The organism is Synechococcus sp. W60.3 (genome assembly GCF_047502615.1).
GTDB lineage: Bacteria > Cyanobacteriota > Cyanobacteriia > Thermostichales > Thermostichaceae > Thermostichus.
Genome location: NZ_JANSHJ010000020.1, coordinates 1 through 1695, shown reverse-complemented (window position 1 = coordinate 1695; position 1695 = coordinate 1). Strand labels below are relative to the sequence as shown.

The following is a 1695-nucleotide window of genomic DNA, read 5'->3' as shown; positions in this document are numbered from 1 at the left end:
GGCCGTTTTTTCCGATCCAGCCCAAGCCCGCCTGCATGGCCCAGGGCTTTTCCGCAACCGGGCCGGTATCCACGTAGAATCGACCCGTATGATTTGGGAACTGGGCTTGCATCCAGAGGTGGAGTTGTTTGAGCCGCCGTCCCAACACGCGGTGATAATCTCGACCCCAAGCGTAGCGGGAGATCTTGCCCTTGCCGGGATCCTGGCCGTGGCGGATGGGAGTGTAGTAATTCAAGGCCACACAGACCAGAGATTGCACCCCTGGCAGCACCCGCTCTGGATCCATTCGCCGGGGATCGGCCATCCAGGTCATGTCGGCGGCCATGCCTGCGGCCAGCCAAGCTTGCAGACCCCGCAAGTCGGGGGGATCCTCTATGCTGGCAATGCCGACTTTGTCAAAACCCAGGGCCAGGGCCTGTCGTTTCACCTGCGCAGTGGCTTTGGCCCAGTCGACCTCTGAACCCGCAGGGATCCCTGCCATGGCTATGCCGGCAAACCCATCACGCGGCGGTAGCGGGCCTCCAGCTGTGCCACCTGCTGGGAGCGGCGGGAGGGATCCCAGGAGCTACAAGCAAACAACTCCTGTCGCAGATTAGCCACATCCACCGTCGTTACAGCTCCGTCGGCCACCACCTGTTTTCCTCGCACCCAGACGCTGTGGACTGCCTGGGTAGGCCGGCCCAACACCAGCAGCCCAATGGGATCCGTGCGCGGTAGCAGCGACAGCGGGGTGAGATCATAAAGCACCAGATCTGCCTGCTTGCCTACCTCCAGGGATCCCATCTGATCCCCCAGGCCCAAGCCGATTGCCCCACCTCGGGCTGCCATCTCGATGCTCTCGCGGGGCGAGATCCAGTGGCGGTAGTCGGGATCGGTGATGTTGTGCAGGATGGTGCCGATTTTGATGGCCTCCAGGAGATCCTGGGAATCGTTGCTGGCGGATCCATCGCAGCCAAAGGCCACGTTCACCCCTGCCCGGCGGTATTTCAAGATGGGGGCAATGCCGCTGCCTAGGCGCAGGTTGCTCAAGGGGTTGTGAACAACCGTAGAGCCGGTACGGGCCAGGATTTCAATATCGGCATCGCTGAGCCAGACGCAGTGGGCCAAGGAAGTTTTCCGGTCTAGGTAGCCCAAGCGCTCCAGATGCTCCACAGCACTACAGCCGTACTTTTCCTGGGCCAACATCTGCTGGGCGCGGGTTTCCAACAGGTGGGCGTGGCGGGGTAGGTCATACTTCTGGCTTAACTCCGCACAGCCCTTGAACAGCTCGTCTGAGCACAGTTGGATCCCTGTGGGAGCCACCATGAGGGTAATGCCCTCTTCTGGCCGGTGAAAGCGCTGCACCGCCTCTTCCACAATGGCCAGCACCTCTGCTGTGGAGAGGGGATAGGTTTCCGGCTCCCGATCCCAAGAGGAGCTGCTGGGCAACCCCCGAGAGAGAGCCTGATCCTGGATCAAGGGGCCCACGAAGGCGCGGATCCCGACTTCTCGGTAGGCCCGTACCGCCGCCTCAATGGTGGCCAACTCTTGGCCTGGGATCAACGCCAGATGATCCACCACCGAGGTGCCCCCCGTCAGCAGGGTTTCCACCGCCGTCCCCAGCGCGCTGAGATAGATTTTTTCCGGATCCGGCGTCGCATACTCGTGCAGTTGTGCCAGCCACAGCTCCAGCGGATAGGGCGGTATGATCCCTCG

The 1695-nt window shown here is 62.1% G+C and carries 2 protein-coding genes; both read right to left on the bottom strand.

The features are described from left to right. The coding region (locus tag NW846_RS08215; protein ID WP_414515733.1) for an epoxyqueuosine reductase at positions 1-481 on the bottom strand (481 nt) is incomplete at its 3' end. A gap of 2 nt (positions 482-483) precedes the next feature. Then, on the bottom strand, positions 484-1695 hold a 1212-nt coding region (locus NW846_RS08210), incomplete at its 5' end, for an amidohydrolase (protein ID WP_414515731.1).